General features: G+C 52.9%; 15 protein-coding genes. 11 read left to right on the top strand and 4 right to left on the bottom strand.

Annotated features, from left to right (window positions below; translation table 11 throughout):
- Positions 1-360 precede the first annotated feature (360 nt).
- The gene (locus ACR0B5_RS21605) at positions 361-1,335 is read right to left on the bottom strand and encodes an endonuclease/exonuclease/phosphatase family protein (protein WP_480543350.1); all 975 of its coding nucleotides are present in this window, start codon (positions 1,333-1,335) and stop codon (positions 361-363) included.
- A gap of 212 nt (positions 1,336-1,547) precedes the next feature.
- Entirely contained in the window at positions 1,548-2,243 is a 696-nt protein-coding gene (locus tag ACR0B5_RS21600) for a VPLPA-CTERM sorting domain-containing protein (RefSeq protein ID WP_480543348.1), read from the bottom strand.
- 609 nt (positions 2,244-2,852) lie between these two features.
- Between ACR0B5_RS21600 and ACR0B5_RS21595 the strand changes: the two genes are divergently transcribed.
- Positions 2,853-3,557, top strand: a complete 705-nt coding sequence (locus ACR0B5_RS21595) for a sugar transferase (protein WP_480543346.1) — start codon at positions 2,853-2,855, stop codon at positions 3,555-3,557.
- Positions 3,558-4,276: 719 nt separating this feature from the next.
- Here the strand turns inward: ACR0B5_RS21595 and galE are convergent.
- Positions 4,277-5,290, bottom strand: coding sequence for a UDP-glucose 4-epimerase GalE (gene galE / locus ACR0B5_RS21590; protein WP_480543344.1), 1,014 nt, complete (start codon positions 5,288-5,290; stop codon positions 4,277-4,279).
- A 553-nt stretch (positions 5,291-5,843) separates the two neighbouring features.
- On the opposite strand from galE, the gene ACR0B5_RS21585 reads away from it, so the two are divergent.
- From ACR0B5_RS21585 to ACR0B5_RS21545, 9 genes are all read left to right on the top strand, one after another.
- Positions 5,844-6,611, top strand: a complete 768-nt coding sequence (locus tag ACR0B5_RS21585) for a WecB/TagA/CpsF family glycosyltransferase (protein ID WP_480543342.1) — start codon at positions 5,844-5,846, stop codon at positions 6,609-6,611.
- A gap of 488 nt (positions 6,612-7,099) precedes the next feature.
- Positions 7,100-7,666 carry a dTDP-4-dehydrorhamnose 3,5-epimerase gene (gene rfbC, locus ACR0B5_RS21580; RefSeq protein ID WP_480543340.1) on the top strand — a complete coding sequence of 189 codons (567 nt, stop codon included), beginning with the start codon at positions 7,100-7,102 and terminating at the stop codon, positions 7,664-7,666.
- Entirely contained in the window at positions 7,666-8,706 is a 1,041-nt protein-coding gene (rfbB, locus tag ACR0B5_RS21575) for a dTDP-glucose 4,6-dehydratase (protein ID WP_480543338.1), read from the top strand. The genes rfbC and rfbB overlap by 1 nt, the downstream gene beginning before the upstream one ends.
- Positions 8,703-9,575 carry a dTDP-4-dehydrorhamnose reductase gene (gene rfbD / locus ACR0B5_RS21570; RefSeq protein WP_480543336.1) on the top strand — a complete coding sequence of 291 codons (873 nt, stop codon included), beginning with the start codon at positions 8,703-8,705 and terminating at the stop codon, positions 9,573-9,575. Before rfbB ends, rfbD begins: the two co-directional genes overlap by 4 nt.
- A 3-nt stretch (positions 9,576-9,578) precedes the next feature.
- Positions 9,579-10,445, top strand: coding sequence for a glucose-1-phosphate thymidylyltransferase RfbA (rfbA, locus tag ACR0B5_RS21565; protein WP_480543334.1), 867 nt, complete (start codon positions 9,579-9,581; stop codon positions 10,443-10,445).
- Between the two features lie 915 nt (positions 10,446-11,360).
- Positions 11,361-12,167, top strand: coding sequence for an ExeA family protein (locus tag ACR0B5_RS21560; RefSeq protein WP_480543332.1), 807 nt, complete (start codon positions 11,361-11,363; stop codon positions 12,165-12,167).
- On the top strand, positions 12,164-13,702 hold the full coding sequence (locus ACR0B5_RS21555) for a GumC family protein (RefSeq protein WP_480543330.1): 1,539 nt from the start codon (positions 12,164-12,166) through the stop codon (positions 13,700-13,702). Before ACR0B5_RS21560 ends, ACR0B5_RS21555 begins: the two co-directional genes overlap by 4 nt.
- Before the next feature lie 279 nt (positions 13,703-13,981).
- Positions 13,982-14,554: a tyrosine-protein kinase family protein gene (locus ACR0B5_RS21550; RefSeq protein ID WP_480543328.1), complete on the top strand. Its 573-nt coding sequence runs from the start codon at positions 13,982-13,984 to the stop codon at positions 14,552-14,554.
- A gap of 96 nt (positions 14,555-14,650) precedes the next feature.
- Positions 14,651-17,116 carry a tetratricopeptide repeat protein gene (locus ACR0B5_RS21545; protein ID WP_480543326.1) on the top strand — a complete coding sequence of 822 codons (2,466 nt, stop codon included), beginning with the start codon at positions 14,651-14,653 and terminating at the stop codon, positions 17,114-17,116.
- A 14-nt stretch (positions 17,117-17,130) separates the two neighbouring features.
- On the opposite strand, the gene ACR0B5_RS21540 is transcribed toward ACR0B5_RS21545, so the two are convergent.
- Positions 17,131-18,051, bottom strand: coding sequence for a hypothetical protein (locus tag ACR0B5_RS21540; protein WP_480543324.1), 921 nt, complete (start codon positions 18,049-18,051; stop codon positions 17,131-17,133).
- A 152-nt stretch (positions 18,052-18,203) separates the two neighbouring features.
- On the opposite strand from ACR0B5_RS21540, the gene ACR0B5_RS21535 reads away from it, so the two are divergent.
- Positions 18,204-19,424 (top strand): glycosyltransferase, encoded by a 1,221-nt coding sequence (locus ACR0B5_RS21535; protein ID WP_480543322.1) that lies wholly within the window; start codon positions 18,204-18,206, stop codon positions 19,422-19,424.
- Positions 19,425-20,075: the final 651 nt, after the last annotated feature.

The following is a 20,075-nucleotide window of genomic DNA, read 5'->3' as shown; positions in this document are numbered from 1 at the left end:
GAACCCAACTAAAAGCAGACAACGGTCCATGAATTTTGCGGGAAAAAAAAACTTGTAGATTGACATGAGAAGAAGCTTCCATATTAAGCTCGCATGAGGTGAGATCTCAGATGAGCGGAGCACTCTTGGCATCCGGCAGGAACGGAATGTTGAAAAATAACCAATACCAAGAGAAATGGGAGGCTGGACGCGCTCGCGTAATCCCGCAAATGCCTGTAGTATCGTAACGTTTCCCGTAAATTAAACCCTCTCATTTTATAGGCCATGTATTGAAATCTTGCAAGTTTGCCTCCCGTTTCGACGTCATACATTGTGGCGTTCACAAAGGCCTCGTGTGTGTCCGGTGAGCCCGTTTAAAAATCAGCTTTTAGTCTGCGGCACGGCAATATCCGCAATGAACCCGCGATGGTTAGAGCCAAGTCCCTCGCCGAATGCCTTCATTGCTACCACCCGCGTTCCATTGTGGACGAGAACATGATCGATGGGGACACCGAAGCGCCCCAAACCAACAGGCCAGCTTCCGAAAGGTTGTCGTAAGGTTCGAAATTCCGTGCGAGCCAGAAGGTCAAGCATGGAGCCGCTCCAGGGCGCGGCATTGAAATCGCCAACCGCGACGGCTGGTGCATCGAACCAATCATATTGCGCCACCAGATTCTCGTGCTCTACCTCAGCCAGACCGGTCAGCCAGGGCTTGAGCAGATGAACGGCTGAGACAAACACATGTCGGTCTCTCTCTAGTTCCAGCTCAACAACAGCATAGCGGTCCAGCCAGGCTGCGTTCAATTGCAACGCCCAATAGCGCTTGGGGGCGTTGCGTGCCGCCACGACCAATGAGCACGAATCTTGCGTACAATCCGACAGAAGCGTGTAGTGATGGCCAAGAAAAGGCAAAGCCGCTTTTATCGCTTTGGCCTCTGCAAATATCATTAGATCAGGCTCTTGCATCAACGCGGCAGCCACGATCTGTTCCGCTTGGGCATGGTTGCTGTCTAGCACATTGAAGAAAAGCACCCTCAGATCAGTTGGCTTCTCCGATGCGAATGGGAGGCTAAGGGCACGATGCTGCCAAATCAGATGACCGCTGCTCAATGCTGTGCTTAGTATCAGCATTGCTCCAAGGCGCCAAAGCCCCAGACAAAGGGTCGCCAATGCAAGCAGAAATGCTAGCACAAGCCACCCCGGAGCGAGACTGTCGATCAAACGTGCTCCAGCGCTCAATACGTTATGTTGCGGGACAAATTTCGGAACTGTTCCCGCACTTAGGAAAAGTATCGACAAAATAGCCAAGGCGCCAGCCCAAGCCATCCTGGTTTCAGGTCTTGGTTCATTTTGCATGCAAATGCCTTGCCATCACTTCGCGTATCCGCTCTGTCACGGGGTCGTGTGGCGACCTTGCCCTCTGCGAAAACCGTAGCACGGGTTAGATGCTACCAGTGGAGCGTACCGTCTAAGTGAATGCGACCTTGAAATGTAAAACTCGACTGAAGCGCCAAAGAATAAGCCAGTTTTTTACCGAGTTGGGTTTCAATCAAAATACGTGCGTTTGATCAGGCGAATTGCCGACGTCGGCGCATCAACCCAAGCCCACATAGGCCTGTCAAAAGTAACACAACGCCTACAGGCAACGGCACTGATGGCAGAACATTGAACGTAATGCTCTGCAGTTTAAAGTCATCATCCCAGCTGTCAGTACCGAACCCGATGATCGAACCCGTGACCTCCCCAGCACCAAAGTAATGCGTGTAAGGATTAGATTCTCCGGAACCCAGGTTTTCTTCATGGATCAATGCTGTGGCTGGAAGTGTAGAGTTTTCATAGGTGCCGAAAGCGAACGTATCGCGGTTGTCCCAAAATGAGAAAAGAACGGAAGTCACTTCAACTGTCAGATCGCCGAAATCGATCAACGCAAATTCGTTAGGGCCCTGCCCATCAATCAAATGGTTGTCCGTGCACCAGTTTTCCCAGCGGCAGTCATAGACACCAAGTCCACTACGGTCGTCGTCCCCATCCCAACTTGCGGTCCAAAATTCCGCAGTACTGGTGATTGTGCCTGAGCTATTTACCCTAACACCGTCCACCCCAACTGTTACTGACCCGTCTGTGCTGGAATAACTATTGGATCCACTGGCGTAGCCGCGGTTGACGCCGAAGTTTATGGTTGTTGCACTCGCACACGTCGCGAACAGCAAAAGGACAGCCGCGGCAAGACCCACTTCGGTCTGTTTTGTACACATTTCAATCATTACCCCTAAGAACTACGCACAAGTATTACGTTCCGTCGTTTTCGACATTCTAAACCTACTACACATTACTTTTAGCCTATTGTCTGGTTGCTTTACAAGTCTGCAGGTTGCGGAGAGGCTATCGCAATGGCCAGGGGGCGTTCCGCAACCATGCCCGCAGCCCCCCTCTTGGGCCAAGACGTTTCGATAGGGGGTTCTGGTAGCCCGGCCAGACAATACCCCGAAAGCACAGTGTTTTTTTGAGTAGTCTGCACTAGACAGCGGCAGTTCTCGTTCGGGTCGTCAACTGGCGCTCAAACAGGTCTGCTGTAGTCGAATTCCCAACTGCCTCTTTGTCTTTAAATCGGGATCAAAAACCTAATAAGTCTACAAGGGTATCAAAATAGGAAACACTAAAGGCGCCCAGAACGTAGAATTGTTAAAGTGCTGCAAGATTTTTCGGTTTTTGGGTAATGACTATTTGTGGAACCGAGTCAAAATGTGTTACCGTCATGTTGTGGTAACGTTTCTGCCATGATTGAGGTCGTCCATAATTTTGAGACCTCGTTCTGATATGAGTGCTGGTAAGCGTGTTGTAACGAGTATGAATCCATTGTGATTCTTGTGTTTGTGAGTAAAAAAGTGACAGTTCAATATACTGATATTCAGAAAGAATCGCGACGTATTATCGTTCAGGCTGAACAGGGGGTTTATTGCTTTCACCAGGTGAACGCTTACTCAAGTTTCTTCAAGCGTACTCTGGATGTTGTGCTGGTTTTGCTGGCTTTACCGATCGTTATGCCGACACTGTTGTTCTTTGCGTTGCTTGTGGCACGAGATGGAAACAATCCGTTCTACGGACAAACGCGCATTGGCCGCGACGGTAAAGAGTTCACAATGTGGAAACTGCGGAGCATGGTTCCTAATGCACATGTTTTGCTAGCCGATCACCTGACGCGCAATCCAGCTGCCAAGCGAGAATGGGACGAAACCCAAAAACTCAAAAACGATCCGCGTGTTACTAAAATCGGCCTGTTGATGCGCAAGACATCATTGGATGAGCTGCCGCAACTCTGGAATATCCTGATCGGTGAAATGAGCCTCGTTGGGCCACGCCCGATGATGCCGGAGCAAAAAGGTTTGTATCCGGGTAAAGCTTATTATTCCATGCGCCCAGGGCTAACGGGCCTGTGGCAGGTGTCTAAGCGTAACGATAGTAGCTTTGCTAGCCGTGCCGATTTTGACACTTCATATGCTGGTCAACTGTCTTTGCGTACTGATCTGGGCATTATTTTCGCGACAATCGGTGTTGTCGTACGTGGTACCGGATACTGATCCATTACATTTTCGGCGCGTGAACTTCACTTTGTGTCAATCGAAACGAGGGCGCATGCTTGGGCGTTGTGCGAAATGAAAACGGAACGTATTTCAGCGTGATAGTAACCTGACCTCTATTCAATTTGCTTTTCGCTCGGTGGCCATTGCATTGGAATGAGAGTCTCTGATCGTATGGAGATGATCTTACTCAGACGTTGAGTCTGCAAACGGCTATCCGCGCGCGATGTGTATCAGGTTGGCTACCCAATTGGCGCGCTTACAGTATTTCGGATATTCTTGAGAGCAGTTGAAGGGCTTTGCATCAGCGACATTGGATCGTATGGTCGTGCTGGTTGGGGAAGACCTCATTCTAGAGTGCGTATTCTCCGAAGTAAGTGAATTCGTACGCTGTTGTCTTCTATTTGCGATAAGGTGTTTGCTACCGGGATCTGGCAGAGATGATGGCGGAACGTGACATTGATTTGGACAAGTGACGCCGGATCCTTGGGTCATCGAATCGCCAACTTCGTCTAAGCTTATGCCGGCTCTAAGCTGATGTCGAAAGCACTTGCGACGGAACGCCTTCGTTGTACGCCTCACGGGCTTACAGGTGGATGCCGGAAGAAACCATTCTGCAGACTAAAGAGCTTAAATCTCGATAGGATATGCGCCGCAGAGAATTCCTATCAAACATCGTACTCTGAACACTCGCTATTTTCGAAATATAAGCCTTGCCCTTAAGGTTCGAACCCTGACGGGTTTTTGGACTGCCAGGTCCATGCCGTTCTACATATGTCGGCAATGTCACGCTTAGCGCTCCAACCAAGTAGCCTTTGAGCTTTGGACACTTCGGCAAAACTTCGCGCCACATCGCCTTGGCGCCTTTCTGCGATTTTGAATGGTATTTCTCTGCCTGATGCCTTCTCGAACGCTTTCACTATTTCTAACACAGTTATACCTTTTCCGGTGCCTACGTTAATGGCTTCGCATCCGCAGTTTACGCGCGCGTATTTGACAGCGGAAAGATGAGCTCCTGCAAGATCATCTATGTGGATATAGTCACGCTCGCCCGTACCGTCCCGGGTTTTGTAGTTGCCGCCAAATATGCTGAGTTCGTTGAGCCTACCGACTGCCACCTGCGCAATGTAGGGCAGTAGATTATTTGGGGTCGTGCGTGGATCTTCTCCAATATCGCCGGAGTCATCCGCCCCAACTGGGTTAAAATAACGCAGCAGAACTGCGCTCGCTTCCGGTCGCGAAGCTGTCCAATCGCGGATGATCTCTTCGATAAAGTACTTTGTGCGACCATATGGATTGGTGGGGTTGAGCGGGTGATTTTCGTCATACGGAAGATACTGCGCCTCGCCATAAACCGTGGCAGAAGATGAGAAGACGATATTCTGGCAATCGTACCGCTGCATGCATTCCAGCAGGTTGATGCTGCCCGAAACGTTCTGCGCATAATACGCTAACGGCTTTTCGTTGGATTCACCAACTGCCTTTAGTCCGGCGAAGTGAATGACCGCGTCGGGACGAAATGTCTCAAAGATTTCATCCAGAACTTCTGGGGCGCTGTAGTCCCCAACGTGAGTTTCAAAGCTAGAGTTGGTTAGTTTCCGGATCCGGCGCAACACTTCAGGCGAGCTGTTGGAGAAGTTGTCCAATACCATCACGTCAATACCATCTTGCAGCAGTTTTAACAGAGTATGGCTTCCAATGTATCCAGCTCCGCCGGTCAACAGCACACGCATACCATCTATTTCCTTGTCGACTCGTTGATTTTGCACGTTCTTTGAGCTAGAGGAAATCCTATACCGACATAGTTGCGCAAGCCACCAAGTGATTTGGAGTAGGTGTGATTATTGTTGACCGTTGCTTAAGTCAAAGGCGCTTGTCAATCCGAGTGCTTGTCCGTCGTCAGCGTATTTTCACTTTCGGCACGAAGTACCACAACCTCATCCCAAGCCCATTTGTAAAGCTATCAATAACAGTCAGTGTAGACTATCGACCGCGCCGCCCGAGAAAGGAGACACAGCTCTGAGAAAAGTCTGGACAGAAGGCCAGCCCCTCCGGAGAGATGCCAATTTTTGACCTTCATGAGTCTCGAAAATTCAAGAGTTAGATCTGTATTCAATGTTCTGGCCAAGCAAGACCGGAAATATAGCTGAAAGGACTGGTTAAAATGGTACTGAAGGAGCGAAGTGCTTTTGCAAAGGCTTATGGACAAAGAAAGGACACTCGCGCATCAAGGACGAGACCAAGTGCCCATTTCTGCCTTTGGTATCCTGTATGAGTGAAGTGGCAATGAGTGAGACAGATATACAGCACACAGCCAAAGTTCTGAGTCTTGTGAACTTCCCTGACCGGGCCGAATTGTTCGAGAGCGTCCAGGAGCACTGGAAAAGAAATCAAGGCTTTGCACTGGCTACTTTGAACCTCGACCACATCGTGAAGATGCGTAGCGACCCTGATTTCTTCCAATCGTACATGGAGCATAGCCATATTGTGGCGGATGGAAACCCCATCGTGTGGCTCTCAAGGATGGCGGGGAGCGAGGTTGATCTGATGCCCGGTTCCGAGTTGATAGAGCCGCTGGTAGAATTGGCCGCCCGTTGCAATGTGCCAGTGGCGTTTTTGGGAGCCACACCCGAAACGCTTGATCTGGCAGCGCAGAAATTGACAGCTCAATACCCCGGATTGCGAGTTGTTAAAAGGATTGCACCCCCTTTTGGGTTTGATCCCAAAGGCACGAGCGCTGTTTCCTATCTTGAGGCAATTCGAAAGTCTGGGGCAAAACTGTGCTTTCTAGCGCTGGGGGCGCCCAAGCAGGAACAATTGGCGATTGAAGGGCGCAGGTGCGCCCCTTGCTGCGGATTTGTCTCAATTGGCGCTGGGCTTGATTTCATCGCGGGCAGTCAGACGCGTGCTCCAAAGTGGGTAAGGTCACTGGCGCTTGAATGGGTCTGGCGAATGCTGAGCAATCCAAAACGGCTGGTGCGGCGCTATTGGGAGTGCACTCTAATTTTACCGGGATTGGTGCGTGAGGCGCGATGGATTGGGAGGCGAAATTGACAAATCAGCCTTTGCATTTCGGTGACCGTCCCAGATGCTTTTGTGCCGTGCGCACAGGCACTGTATATGAAAGCGAGCGCTTTGCCGCGCAGCTTGAACACCGTTTCTTTGGTGCAAGCTTGAATGAACGTCATTTGGGTAAAGCGGAGACGGAGGCTTGGCGTAAATAGTACAACGAGGAATTGTCTCACAGTAAGGTTGAAAAAAGACCCGGAGACAGCTGGTGCGTTTAGTTGATGAGACCGGTCCGCCAAGGTGAGAAAGGGCTCAACCCTCTGGAAGTCAGTGGTAAAATCTAAACTTGCAGTTTCTTATTGTGAATGCGGGGCTTTGAGAGCAGGTTTTGACCGGAATCAGTTCTCTTATCCCTTCTTCCCAGTTACTAAATGCCTGTAGATGCCCGATAGCCTCGGGCAACATTCACAAAAGGCTATGACATGACTTGCAAGTTTGATAATGCCAAATAGTCGAATAAGACGTGTATAGTTATGGAATTTGTGCCTCTTGTAGTCCCAGAAGTGGTTTTACTCACGCCTAAGCGGTTTGGGGATCATCGCGGTTTCTTTGAAGAAACCTACAACGCGACCAATTTCGGTGACTACGGCATCGACACAGTTTTCGTACAAGACAATCGCTCGCTTTCGGACGCAGTGGGAACGGTACGGGGTCTGCACTTCCAAGCTCCGCCAAGGGTGCAGGCCAAGCTAGTGCGCTGCGGGCGGGGACGGCTTTTTGATGTTGCCGTGGACATTCGCAAGGATTCACCCACATTCGGTCAATGGGTTGGTGAGGAACTGAGTTTCAAGAACGGGCGGATTTTGTTCGTGCCGGCAGGATTCGCCCATGGGTTCATGACATTGGAACCTGATACTGAGATCATTTACAAATGCTCTGACACCTACGCGCCAGAAACAGAGGGTGCAATTCGATGGGATGATCCCGATATCGGGATCAATTGGCCGTTGGATATGACCGAACCGCTATTGTCAGATAAAGATAAAGCTGCTCCCTTTTTGCGAGATTTGGAGACCCCCTTTGCGATTGAGGACAGTTGATGAAAATTCTAGTGACAGGCGGCGCGGGTTTCATCGGCTCAGCCGTGATCCGGCACGCGATTGCCGATGGGCATTCGGTCGTAAATGTCGATGTGCTGACCTATGCGGCTTGTCTGAACAATGTCGCCTCGGTGGCGGATGCGCCGGGCTATGTTTTTGAACAGGCCGACATCCGAGATGCAGGCGCGATGGCCGAGATCCTGAATAAACACCAGCCGGACACGATCATGCATCTGGCCGCCGAAAGCCATGTTGACCGCTCGATCGACGGGCCTGCGGCGTTTATCGATACCAACATCACCGGCACCTACGTCCTGCTGGAAGCCGCGCGGGCCTATTGGGTCGGGGCAGGCAAACCCGATACGTTCCGCTTCCATCACATCTCTACCGATGAGGTCTTTGGGTCACTCGGCGAGACAGGTTTTTTCACCGAAGACAGCCCCTATCAGCCAAACTCACCTTATTCGGCCTCGAAAGCAGGGTCGGATCATCTGGTGCGGGCCTGGCATGAAACCTACGGTCTGCCGGTGGTTCTGACCAATTGCTCGAACAATTACGGCCCCTACCAGTTTCCCGAAAAGCTGATCCCGGTGGTGATCCTGAACGCGTTGGCTGGCAAGCCCATTCCGATCTACGGGACAGGGGACAACATCCGCGACTGGCTGCATGTCGAAGACCATGCCGAAGCGCTGCTGCTGGTGTTGGAGCAAGGCAAGCTGGGCCGTAGCTACAATATTGGCGGCGAGAACGAGATGACCAATCTCGATCTGGTCAAATTGCTTTGTGCGATCCTCGATCGTTTGAAGCCCGGCAAAACACCCTATGCCGATCTGATCACCTTTGTCACAGACCGCCCCGGCCATGATCGTCGCTATGCCATCGACCCGGCCCGCATCCGGGACGAGCTGAACTGGCGCCCCTCTTACACGCCTGAAACCGGGCTGGAGCAGACGGTTCAGTGGTATTTGGACAACGGCGAATGGTTGGCTGCTCTGCAGGACCGCAGCGGTGTAGGCGAGCGGCTTGGGGTGACCGGATGAAGGCTCTGGTCTTCGGCCATCGCGGGCAGGTCGCCACGGAACTGCGCCGGCATGCGTCGGCGTATGACATCACGATCGAGGCGCTGGACCGGTCCCAAGCGGACCTGTCTGATCCACAAAGCTGCGCTGCCGCGATCCGCAATACAGATGCCGATGTAGTCATCAACGCCGCTGCCTATACGGCGGTCGACAAGGCCGAGGATGAGCCTGATCTGGCCCGGATGATCAATGGTGATACGCCGGGTGCCATGGCACGCGCTGCGGCAGACCGTGATTTGCCTTTTCTGCATATCTCGACCGATTATGTGTTTGACGGGGCAGGGGCCTTGCCTCGGGCTGTCCAAGACCCGACCGGCCCGTTGGGTATGTATGGCCAAACCAAACTGGAGGGAGAGCGCCAGATCGCCCAAGCAGGCGGATGGCACGCGATCCTGCGGACAAGCTGGGTGTTTTCAGCCCATGGTCATAATTTTGTCAAAACCATCCTGAGGCTGGCTGAGGCCCGGGACAGTCTGACCATCGTGGCCGACCAGATCGGTGGGCCGACCCCGGCCGCCGACATCGCCGGGGCGCTGCTGACCATGGCCAGAGAGCGTGCCGAGGGTGGGCTGTTTCATTATTCCGGGGCACCCGATGTCAGCTGGGCCGATTTTGCGCGCGTAATTGTCTTGCAGGCGGGTCTGACCACTCAGATCATCGATGTTTCAACAACAGATTACCCGACCCCGGCCCCCAGACCGCTCAATTCGCGGCTGGAGTGTTCGCGGTTTAATGAGGTTTACGGGCTTGGGCGGCCTGACTGGAAAGCGGGCCTGACGCAGGTGCTGGCCGAACTGAAGGTCACCGATAGCCCTGCTTTGAAAGGATAGATCATGCAACGCAAAGGTATCATTCTGGCTGGCGGCTCGGGAACTCGGCTGTATCCGATCACCATGGCGGTCTCAAAGCAGCTGCTGCCAATCTATGACAAGCCGATGATCTTCTACCCGCTGAGCGTGCTCATGCTGTCGCATATCCGTGAGATCGCGATCATCACGACGCCAGAGGATCAGGAACAATTCCAACGTCTGTTGGGCGATGGCAGCCAGTACGGCCTGTCGCTGACCTGGATCACCCAGCCGTCGCCTGACGGTCTGGCGCAGGCCTATACACTTGCCGAGGATTTTCTGGCTGGTGCCCCATCTGCGATGATCCTGGGTGACAATATCTTTTTCGGTCACGGTCTTCCCGATCTGTTGCGCGCTGCAGATGCGCAAGAGAGCGGCGGAACAGTCTTCGCCTATCGTGTGGCCGATCCCGAACGCTACGGCGTGGTCGATTTCGAAGGGCAGAAAGTACGCGGCATCATCGAGAAACCGAAAGTGCCGCCCTCCAACTATGCGGTGACCGGCCTCTACTTCCTCGACGGCGACGCTCCGGCGCGCGCCCGTCAGGTCCAGCCGTCCGAGCGTGGCGAGTTGGAGATCACATCCCTGCTCGAGATGTACCTGAACGAAGGTCTGCTGAATGTTCAAACCATGGGCCGCGGCTTTGCTTGGTTGGACACCGGAACGCACGGGTCTCTGCTGGATGCGGGGAACTTCGTGCGGACACTAACAGATCGGCAAGGCATGCAAACCGGCAGCTTAGAAGAAATCGCATGGACCAATGGCTGGATTGACAATGAAGCGCTTGAAGAGCGAGCCAGACTGTTTGCCAAGTCTACATATGGTGAGTATCTGAAGCTGCTTCTGAGTTGATAATTGTGAGATATCTCTGTTAATTTAAGTTGCCATTTTTGTTTAATAGATCCTTCAAGGCTTGTGGTTTTGTCTTACAAAGCCGGGAACTGACTCGATGAAATCAGCATGTTTTTGTGCGCGCCGTCTACAGTGATCTGTGTTGCTGTTTCCGCCTACAGAATCTCTTGGGTCCCGCCATGGACGCGGCTCTTCGCAATGCACAACAGTGTTAAAACTCGGCAATGCTTTCCTCACATTTCAGGCCATCCAGATCATTTCTGGTCGCTTCTGTCGGTGTGATAGGACAGCATAGCGTCTGGCATTGTTCTTTCCGAAGGGCGGTATGAACACAACGTTGCACACTGTTCATGGTAGCTGTGGACGTTTGGCTGCGATGCTCACTGGTTCCGATTATCTCCAAAAAGCTCAGATATGCGCAAATTGACCACATTTCAGAAACCACACGAGAAGCCAGTGAAATGAGGCGAACGCTGCTACAAGTATTGCAATCGGATCGAGTTCACGTTCGGTAGGTTTAAAGACTGGCTACGTGTGGTGGCGCGTTGTGCTAGATTCCCAAAGGGCTTGTTTTCCACCATCGCACTTGCAGCACTCGCCATTTTCATCTCAACGGTCATGAATCCTGAACCTAAACTGTCCGACTGGTACTAAAATCAGACACGGTCCAAAGGAAACTCTCCGTTTGGACAACCCTACCTATTTAACACGAGCTTCAAGTATTCTATCTTAAATGTGTCAAAAGGAACGTTGTAATTCGTCTGGCGAGAATATTGTATGCACTAGGTTCGAACCGGAACATCGTGCCCGGCCAACGCAACAGAGTTTTGGATCAGTACCTTGAGAGCAGATCTTTATCTCCAACATTTCCAGTTTCGGGAGCGTCCGTTTGCGCTGCCGCCGGATCCGGATTTCATGTTCTGGTCCAAAGGCCACAAGCGTGCGTTTTCGGTTTTGGAATATGGGTTGGTGACGGGTGCGCCGATTACTCTGCTTACAGGTGAGGTTGGAGCGGGAAAAACCACGTCGCTATATGCGCTGCTAGAACGCATCGACAGTGATGTGGCGGTTGGTCTTATCTCCAATGGCCAGGGCGGGCGCGGCGAGCTTTTGCGCTGGGTGCTTAACGCCTTTAATTTAACGTATGACACCAATGCAGACTATGTGGCGCTTTATCAGAAATTCGTGGATTTCCTACTTGGCCAATATGCAGAGGGTCGATCGGTCCTGCTGATACTTGATGAAGCCCAAAACCTCTCGAAAGAGACATTGGAAGAGTTGCGCATGCTCACCAATGTCAATTCCGGCAAGGACGAATTGCTACAGCTGATCCTGATTGGTCAGCCGGAACTGCGTGACATCATCTCGCAGCCCGAGCTCAGCCAGTTCGCGCAGCGTGTCTCTGTCAGTCATCATCTGGGGGCAATGGATGCGGTATCCAGCCGTGACTACATCATTTCTCGCCTTCGACAAGTGGGGGGCAGTGGTGAGGAGTTCACGGACGACGCTTTGAAGAAAGTGTTCGACTATAGCGGCGGGGTGCCTCGGATGATCAACAAGATCTGCGATCTGGCGCTGGTCTATGCCGCCAGCGCTGATCAAATGCGTGTCGATGCCGAGGTGATCGAGGAGTTGATCAGCGATGGGGTGATCCTGAAAACGGCGACTGCTCCTGTCTCGCTTGCGGATCACTACGTTGTGACAGGAAAGACCGCGAAATGAACCTGCCGCTACGTTTTTACTGGTATCTCTTCAAGCGGCGCCTGCCGGCGATGATGGCGCTGTTTTTGATCTGCTCCGGGCTTGGGGTTGTCACCGCCTTGCAATTGCCGCCGACATTTATGTCTTCGGCACGATTGCAGGTCGACCCGCCGCAAATTCCTGATGAAATGGTGGTCTCCACGATTCAGACCGAAGTGGCGGAACAGCTTCAGTTGATAGAAGAACAGCTGATGACGCGGGCCAATCTCATTGACATTGCACAAAGACATCAGGTCTTCGAAGACATGGCCGCAATGACGCCCGACAGGATTGTGCAGGCGATGCGGGATAGCACCAGAATTCTCCGCAGTGGTGGGCGTGGTCAAGCCTCTTTGATGGCCATCCAGTTCGATGCCAGAAACGGTCAAACAGCAGCCAATGTGGTCAATGATTATGTGACCCTCGTGCTTGAGGCAAACAGTTCTTTCCGACGAGAGCGAACAGAGAACACGTTGTCGTTCTTCGAGCAGGAGGCGGCGCGGCTGGTCGCGGAGATTGACGAAGAATCCAACAGGATCATTTCATTCAAGAATGAAAATGTTGATGCTCTTCCAGAAGATCTCAGTTATCGACAGGATCGGCAATCCACCCTGCAGGAGCGTCTTGGTCGACTTGAGCAGGATCGCGCCGCCATTGTCAGTCAGCGCAGCGAGATGATCGCAGTCTTCGAAGCAACAGGTCGCCTCGGGAATGATGCGCGACGAGAATTGTCTCCAGAGGAACGCCGCCTGCAGGAGCGGGAACTGGAACTGGCTGAAGCGCTGACTGTCTACTCTGAGACCAACCCAAGAGTCATCCAATTGCGTAGTCAAATTGAACAATTGGAGCTTGCGATCACGGGACAACGGCCTGAGGACCGACAAGGGGACGCAGAAGTTGAACCAACGTTCCTCGACATCACGCTGGCTGAAATGAGTTCACGCATCGAAGAAATTGATCTGGAAATCCTGCGCGTGAACGAAGAGTTGGATCGGCTGAGTCGCGCAATTGCGGCCACAGCCACAAATTCGATCACTCTGGAGCGTCTCGAACGGGATCTCGCAAGCGCGCGAACGCGTTACAATTCGGTTTTGGCCAATCTCAATCAGGCCCGGATGGCAGAACGGATTGAAGTCAATGCGCAAGGTGAACGCATCAGCCTCATTGAGGCGGCTGGCGTGCCGCAAGAGCCATCCGGGCCGGCCCGCAAAAAGATTGCCGCAATGGGCGGTGCCATTGGTGGCGCGTTAGCGCTGGCGTATTTCATGCTTCTGGAATTGCTCAACCAGCGTGTTCGTCATCCGGCGGAATTGCAGTCCCGTTTCGAAATAGTGCCTATTGGCGTCATTCCCTATCTGGAAAGCCGGAGAGAAAAATGGCGTCGGCGTCTGCTGCATCTGAGCGCATTGGTCATAGTCATGGCCGCGGTTTCAAGCGCACTTTACTACGTACATACAGAGTATGTGCCGCTCGAGGTACTTGTGAACCGGGTTCTGGCCCAAGCGGGCCTAGCTTGAGAAACGTCACGGTTGGAAGGGTAAAACTGGATGGAAAAACTGCAGGCCGCTCTCGCTAAGGCGCGTGCCGCACGACATGAGACCCCGCGCCCTGATCCTGCGCCGCGACCTCAGCACGTACGCAAGTCATCCAAATCTAGAACGACAGGAACCATCTGGGAGGAACTGCCCCGGATTGAGTTGTCGCCTGACGTTCTGCGACAGCACCGTATCATCGCGGGCGAGGCAAACAGTGATGCCACCCCTTTTGACATTCTGCGTACCAAAATCATTTTGCAAATGGAACAGAACGGCTGGTCGCGCCTAGCCATCACCTCACCGGAACCGTCTTGTGGCAAAACCACTCTGGCTTGCAATCTTGCTCTGGGTTTGGGGCGGCAAACCAGTTCCCGCACAATGCTGTTCGACTTCGATCTTGGCTCCCCCTCGGTACACGAGTTTTTCAACCTCAAAATGCATTTTGGACTGTCAGATGTGATCACGGATACGATTGCCTTTGAAAAACAAGCAGTGCGGGTAACGGACAATGTGGCGGTGTCGATCTCACCTCATCCCGAAAAAGACCCTACACGTTTTCTGATGATGGACCGTACAGCAGAGTTCCTAGATGACGTCCAACGCGACTATGCTCCGGACATCATGATCTTCGATCTGCCATCAGCCCTTTCCTCTGACAAAGCATTGGCATTTCTCAAAAATGTCGATTGCGCTCTGATCGTGGCGCGGGCGGAACATACTAAGTTCAAACAGCTTGATCGGACTGAAATCGAAGTTGCCGCCAATACCAACGTTTTGGGAGTGGCACTAAATGGCTGCCGCCGCGGTACACTTTCCGACAGCGACCTGAGTTGATGTTTTCCAGAGTCTGGGACAGTGAAGCCGTTAAGGCAAATGCTCTCGCGTGGAGCAGTTTAAGACACGAAAAATAGCAGAATAGAGTAGCCGACTATGTTTAGGACCAATTCCTCGTTTCCCCGAATCCTAAGGCTACTTATTCTGACATTCGCCCTTTGCTTTGGCCTGGCAGCCTGCGAGTCCGTTGAAGAGCGTGCCGAAGCCCATTTCACTTCAGCCCAAGAATTGATCGACGAAGGCGATCTTGACCGGGCGGTTATCGAGTTGCGCAATGTCTTTGAGCTGGTGCCCAACCATGTCGCAGCGCGCGAGACCATGGCAGCGTTAGTACTACAAAAAGACGACAAGGAGGCCGCCTATGGCCACTATCTGCGGCTGGTCGAACAGATACCTGATCATGCCGAAGGGCGCACAGTGCTGGCAGAAATCGCATTTTCGGCACGCAACTGGGAAGAGTTTTCCCGCCATGCAACCGAGGTGATTGCTCTCGCACCTGATGCACCCCGCACTCAGATGATCGAACTGGCCTTGCAGTACGAGCAAGCGCTGGCGGCGCGCGATGTTCTGACGCGGAATGCCGTACGCGATCAGGCCGCGGAACTGGCACAAGGGGCTCCGAGTAATGACATTCTGCAGCTGATCCTATTTGACGCCTATGTTCGCAACGGGGCGGTCGATCAGGCCTTGATACAACTTGAGAAAATGATCGCCAAGCAGCCGGACAATCGCGAGCTTTATACGCAGAAGCTTGTCCTGCTCGAACAGCAAGGCGACTTCGCAGCGCTTGAAACACAGCTGCGCGACATGGTCATTCGGTTTGCTGACGAGGATGAACCCAAGACCCAACTCATTCAGTTTCTGTTGGCAAGGGGCGAGCCTGACAAGGTTGAGGCCTTTCTCCGCGAGGTATCGGATCCCGCGGCAGAAGACCCTACGCTTTTCTTTGATCTGGTTCGTTTTATAAACCACCGACAGGGGCCAGACGCCGCGCGTGCTGAGCTGCGCGCTGCCTTGGAGATCGCGGCAGACCCCAAACAGATACAAATCATTCTTGCCGCGCTCGATTTCGAGAACGGTGCGGAAGACACGGCAATCGAAACGCTTCAAACACTGCTTGAGAGCGCCGAAGAAGGTTCAGATTCAGCCAATCGCATCCGCATAGCACTCGCCCGCATGAGAGTTCAGACCGGCAATGAGATCAGTGCGCGCCAGTTGGTGGCAGAGATACTCAAGGCGGACAGCGACAATGTCGAAGCGCTGAAGATGCAGGCGGCTTGGATGATCCAGGACGACGAAGCGGACGAGGCTATTGCCACGCTGCGCCTAGCTCTTGATACAGCGCCTGATGATGTCGCTGCCATGGACCTGATCTCCCAGGCCTATACGCGCGCTGGCAACCATGAACTGTCGCGTGATTTCCTTGCGCTGGCGGTAGATGCCTCCGAAAATGCGCCAGAACCTTCTTTGCGATATGCCCGGATTCTAGCAGGTGACGAACGTTATATTGCGGCTGAAGAGGTTCTGATCCCGGCATTGCGACGCGCGCCTGGCAATGCGGACATGCTAGTGCTTCTTGGCGAGATCTATTTGGCCGCAGAAGACTACGCGCGTGCCGATGGTGTGATCGCGCGCCTCCGCCGAATTGGTACAGAGCGAACCCTTGCCGTAACGGATGCGCTTCAGGCTCGGCTTCTGGGCAGCCGCGAAGGCGTTGAACAGGCACTTGGGTTTCTGCGTGAACTCTCAGAGCGGGAAGACGCCAGCCTCAACACTCAAATTGCGCTTCTGCGCGCGCGCCTCAGCAGCGGGCAAACCGAAGCAGCACTGAAACAGGCCGAGGCGCTTGTCGCAGAATACCCAGAAAATACCGCGCTGCGTTTCATTCTGGCCACCTCCCATGCTGCCAATGGTGCGCTGGATGTGGCAGAAGCTCAAACCCAGGCCCTTGTGGAGGAGGACCCAAGGCGAGGTGAGGCCTGGGTCCAGCTTTATCGTCTCCAACGTCTTCAAGGCAAAGTCGAAGCAGCGTCGCAAACCCTACGCAACGGGCGCGCCGCCCTGCCGTTCAACCGCGAGCTTCTTTGGGCGCAGGCTGGCGAGATGGAGGCGGTTGGCGATATTGACGGTGCCATAGCCAACTATGAGCTGCTATATGAGCGCAATTCCAACGATCTTGTTGCTGCCAACAATCTCTCCAGCCTGCTGTCAAATCACAAGACAGATGCCTCCAGCCTTGAACGTGCTTGGGCTGTTGCCCGGCGCCTGAATGGCACAGATGTACCCGCCTTTCAGGACACTTATGGCTGGCTTGTCTTTCGCCGCGGTCAAGCTGAAGAGGCCTTGCCGTATCTCGAAAGTGCTGCTGCTGAATTGTCACAGGACCCAATCGTACAGTTTCACCTCGGGCAGACATATGCCGCCCTGAGACGGCAAGAAGACGCGGTCGCGCAATATCGCCTGGTATTGGAATTAGCGGAGGATGGCGACCCGCGTCCGCAAATAGCCATCGCTCGTACCGAAATATCCAGGCTGGAATCACTCTCACCCGCCGAGGAATAGTCTGACGCATACCGCTATTGGTTTTGAGGCACCCCGCTTGGCGGATAAGACGTGACCACGTCCCAAACAGTTTCTTGCATCAATCTCGCCGCTTCGGGACCCGGATCAGCTGCCGGACTACCATCGGCCAGTTGCAACTGGTGAGGCAAGCCAACGGGCGAGCGCCCATAAAGCACAGCGTAGTGAGTGAGGGCGACAAGATAGCCACCATATTCACTGAAGTGGATGTTGTCATGGAACATGTCCTTGCGGTCGCGGATAGGTCCAACCCCGCCAGCCGCTTCAACCTTGCGCACAAAAGCAGCCATGACTTGCCCAGCCGGGATGACGTAGATCGGCTGGTCGACTTCCTCATAAGCCAACGTGCGTTTTAGAATTTCGCCTTCCCAATAAACGCCCAGATCCCGGTCGAGCCGTTCAAGCCAGCCTTCTGGATCATCCAATGGATGCCAAGTTTCGTAGAAGTAGACACGTGTATCTGGATTGCCCTCCCATGCGGCGACGGCCCAATTGCGCAAATACTTATGCGGCGTGAAATACTTGATCATGTCTTTAATTTCGACTGCTTCGGTCAGCACCACCGCGTCATACTCGCCGGACGCCATAGCCTCTTTTGCATCTCGAAAGTCTGGGGGGCCGTTGGACTCTTCAAAGCCATTGATCACCACATCTGGCTCCCAATGCGCACGCAGCGGCGTACCCCAACCAAGCTGACTGTTGAAACTGTGCCCCTCGCTACCACCCTGTTCCGCCAATTGCCGAAGCATCCCGGGCATGTATGGGCCCACCAGACTGTGTCCCAGATGATAGACGTTGAGTGCTTCCTCAGGTGCGGACGCAGCGCTCTCATAAATCGTGCTGAACCGTGCTTCGTCCACCGGATCAGGTGTGCTACAGCGATTGACCAGCCCGCAGGCGGATAAAACAAGCAGCATTAGTGGTGCGAGTTTTTGTTTGATACGATGTAAAGTCATATTCATGTACGAGTTAAATGGCAAAATAAGTCCTTATAGATATGTGCAGCGACAACGCGTCATTGCAAGTATACATCTTAAAACCAGTTTCATAACGGGATACAAAGACCTTCATGACCAATTCAGGCAAGCTACTGATTTATGCACCAGTGCCGTTAGTGCAGACTGATTCCGGCCTGTATCTTGAGGATCAAGCTTGCAATGGGCTTAGGCTCTGGGCAGAACATTTTGATGAATTGATTGCGATGCACCCCGTCTCTAATACTACGTTGCCAGACGCTTGGGTGCCTATCAAGAATGTCGGGCCAAACTTGGAACGCATTCGTATCTTGCCTCTACCTACGGCCTATCGTCCTGATCAGTTTCTTCGCCACTACCGAGCCACTCGAAATCTGATACGCGCAGAGATTGAAGAAGCTGACTACCTTGCTTTCTCCATCGGTGGCCTGACTGGAGATTGGGGATCTGTTGGGGCTTGGCAGGCCCATAGAGCTGGTCGCCCTTTTGCGATCTGGACCGATCGCGTCGAATCCGAAGTAACACGCCGCACAGCGTCTAGTAACCCTCTTTGGCGCCGCCGGATCCGAGCGCAGTTAGAGCATCGTCCCATGTGGGAGTGGGAAAAATTCATCATCCGACGCGCTGATCTGGGTCTGTTTCACGGTAAGGAAACCTATGAGACCTATGCCCCCTATTGCCGCCAACCACAACTTGTGCACGATATCCATATCAAGACCTCGGAACATCTCTCTCCCGAAGCTCTGAAAGCAAAGGTTGGCGCTGCGAACGTGGGCCCCCTGAAGATCGTCTATACAGGAAGGGCGAGTGCAATGAAGGGCCCGCATGACTGGGTGGGGGTTCTCGAGACACTTGCAAAACGACAAGTGGATTTCCAAGCCACTTGGCTAGGTGACGGACCAGAGTTGGCAGACATGAAAGCGCGCGTCGCAAGTGCGGGCCTTCAGGACCATGTCTCCTTCACAGGTTTCGTGAACGACCGCGCCGCGGTTTTCGATCAACTGCGACAGGCTCATATCTTCCTTTTCTGCCACAAGACGCCGGAATCTCCGCGATGCCTGATCGAAGCACTGGTTTCAGGCACGCCGATCTTCGGTTATGGTAGCGCCTATCCCGAGGATCTAATTTCGACCCATGGTGGAGGGCAACTCGTTCCATTGAACGATTTAGCTGCTCTGAGTGAGGCGGTGCAATCGATTGATGGAGATCGGTCACTCCTTGGAGATATGATGACCCTCGCTTCGAAGGATGGCGGCGGCTATACTGACGATGCAGTCTTCCAACACCGCTGCGAAATCATAAAGAGGTATCTTTAGTCAAAGGGCCTCCGAAGAAATTTGTCTGGTGTTGATCAGGGTCGTCCGGATGTAGATTCCGTTCGTATTTTGCTGTGATACCCACGCTTTCAACACTTTGGTATCATGGCCTTCTGAATTGCTCAGTATGATGAGCCAATAGTGCCACGTGAGTTTGTCAGCGTTGCCGAAGGCATTTTTTCAGGATGCGTTATTGTATTTTTAGCAAACTCTGAGCTCGGTTTGGTGAAAGTGCGTTCATCTGTGCCTCTTGCCGACAAAAAAAATCAGCAGACAACGATATGATCTCGTTGAAAGATGCGCGCTTTCCGAAGGAAGCAATCCTATGTACCGTTTACTTTTGTCTTGGGCACACCGTGTCGTATCGTGACTTTGAAGCGATTGTCGCCGAACGCGGACAGCGGTTTAACCAGGCTATTCTCAATAGAAGTATTCGCCCCTCGCGTCTCTGCGTTAGCAGTCCAAGAAGCACCCATCTCTGGTATTTTGGCGTTGGGAAGAGAAATTTTATGAATGCGCGAGAAGTAAGTATTTATCTAGTGCGTGGTTGAAAAAGCTATACACACCCTTGAATTCATGATGGCCCAGCGGAGAAATATTCCAGTAGCAACTATGTTCTTGCCAGGGCGCTATCTGAAAATTGGATATCAG

It is taken from the genome of Ruegeria sp. AG1 (assembly GCF_056541705.1).
The sequence above is the reverse complement of the archived record's forward strand: the minus strand, read 5'-3'. Positions and strand labels throughout refer to the sequence as shown.